This window comes from Myxococcus vastator (assembly GCF_010894475.1).
GTDB classification, from domain to species: Bacteria; Myxococcota; Myxococcia; order Myxococcales; family Myxococcaceae; genus Myxococcus; species Myxococcus vastator.
This window is the reverse complement of record NZ_JAAIYB010000823.1, coordinates 1-1,538: the sequence shown is the minus strand read 5'-3', so window position 1 is coordinate 1,538 and position 1,538 is coordinate 1. Positions and strand designations below refer to the sequence as shown.

General features: G+C 65.9%; 1 protein-coding gene. It reads right to left on the bottom strand.

Annotated features, from left to right (window positions below; genetic code table 11):
* Window positions 1-7: 7 nt before the first annotated feature.
* Complete coding sequence (locus G4D87_RS37640; RefSeq protein WP_163787573.1) at window positions 8-1,339, bottom strand: IS4 family transposase; 1,332 nt, start codon at window positions 1,337-1,339, stop codon at window positions 8-10.
* Window positions 1,340-1,538 lie beyond the last annotated feature (199 nt).

The window sequence follows — 1,538 nt, the reverse complement described above, 5'->3', positions numbered from 1 at the left end:
CACCCCTTTAAACATCTTGCTTGACGTAATCGACGGTGCCGGCAGCGAGGACGCGTGACGTCGCGACCTGTCGGCGCACCTCGCTTCCTGATGCGTAGCCCTTCTTCTTCCGTGGCTTGGGCCCGCGAGGATGCTTGAGGAGCATCATCGGGTCGACATGCCTTGCCATGTCCACCAGCGTCCGGGCCAGTTGCTTCGACGTCTGGCTTTCGTACGGCGCCCAGACTTCCTCCGGGAGGGCTGCCTTCATTCCACCGTAGTACTCGCGCAGTTCGGCCGCGATGTAGAAGGATGAAATGGGCTTCTCCTCGCACACCGGATGTGCGGCCCGCACCGCCGCCTGCAAAAGGGCCAACACGTCGTAAGCCACCAGGGCGACGCAGAATCCAAGCAGTGCGCCCCGGGGCGAGCCGAGGCTTCGCACTTCACTCTCAAGGACAGACTCCAGACGGCCAAACAGGCATTCAATCCGCCAACGCGTGCGGTACAACCGGGCGAGTGCTGTGGCTCCCTTGCGACCCGCTGGAACATTGGTCAGCAACCGGATGACGGTGTCGCCGTCCTCGGTGGGAGTGTCGAGTTCAATCTCGATGCGCCGCAGTCGCAGCACGCCGCCCGCTCCGTCTGGAATGGACACCGGTTGCTCGAATACCGTCCCTGTCTCAATGCGCCCTACCTTCCGTCGCGGGCGCTCCTCGGCCGGTGAGGGATTGCGAGCATGCTCCCGCACCAGCAAGAAGGCGTCGCGGGCGGCGAATGCTTGGAGAATCGAGCGCGTGCTGAAACCCCTGTCCGCGACCCAGAGTTGGCCTGGCTCGACTTGCGGCAGCAGGTGCTTGAGCAGCGAGCGCTCATGGTCATGTGCGTCCTCCCAGGGCAGCACGTCAGCCACCAGGTCCAGGTCCGGGTCATAAAGCACGAGGGACTGGCCCGGCATCGCCGCGCCCCGGAAGCCACGCAGCGCCGAAAGGCGCTTCTCACTTGCCGGCAAGTCGTTGCCGTCCACGATGCGGACGGCCATCCCTTCGCAAACCGCCTCCGCCTGCCCCATCGCGGAGCGCACCGGCGCCAGCCGGGCGTACGCGCTACGCACCAGCGCCCGGAGGACTGCCGGCTCGGTCCGGTTCACCTTCTTGTAGAGCGCTTGCACCGAGACGGGCAGGTGGTGCCGCTGCGCCGCCGCGTGCAGCGAGGGGCGCATGCCCAGCACCACCAGGCTCATCCGGTCAACGACGTCGGAGAACAGCAACTCTCGCTCATACTGCCGGCCCCGGTGCTCATGGAACGCCGCGTCGACCCACGCCGCGTCACAGGCACGTTCCAGTGCCACCCGGGCCATGACAGTGAGTGGACTCTCAGCAAGGAAGCGCTCGACGATGGCTTCGAACATGACGGTGTACCCCCAGCCCAACAGTGGCCAAGGGGCATCCGTCCGCACAGGGGGGCATGGCACGCCGACGGAGTCCCCCTTGCCGCCTTCGCCTGCTGGCCCGCCAGCATCCCTTCCTTCCTGGCGGGAGCAGATGTTTAAAGGGGTG

Coding starts and splice junctions, on each gene's coding strand:
- G4D87_RS37640 (WP_163787573.1), bottom strand. CDS start 1,339: ATGGCCCGGGTGGCACTGGAACGTGCCTGTGACGCGGCGTGGGTCGAC.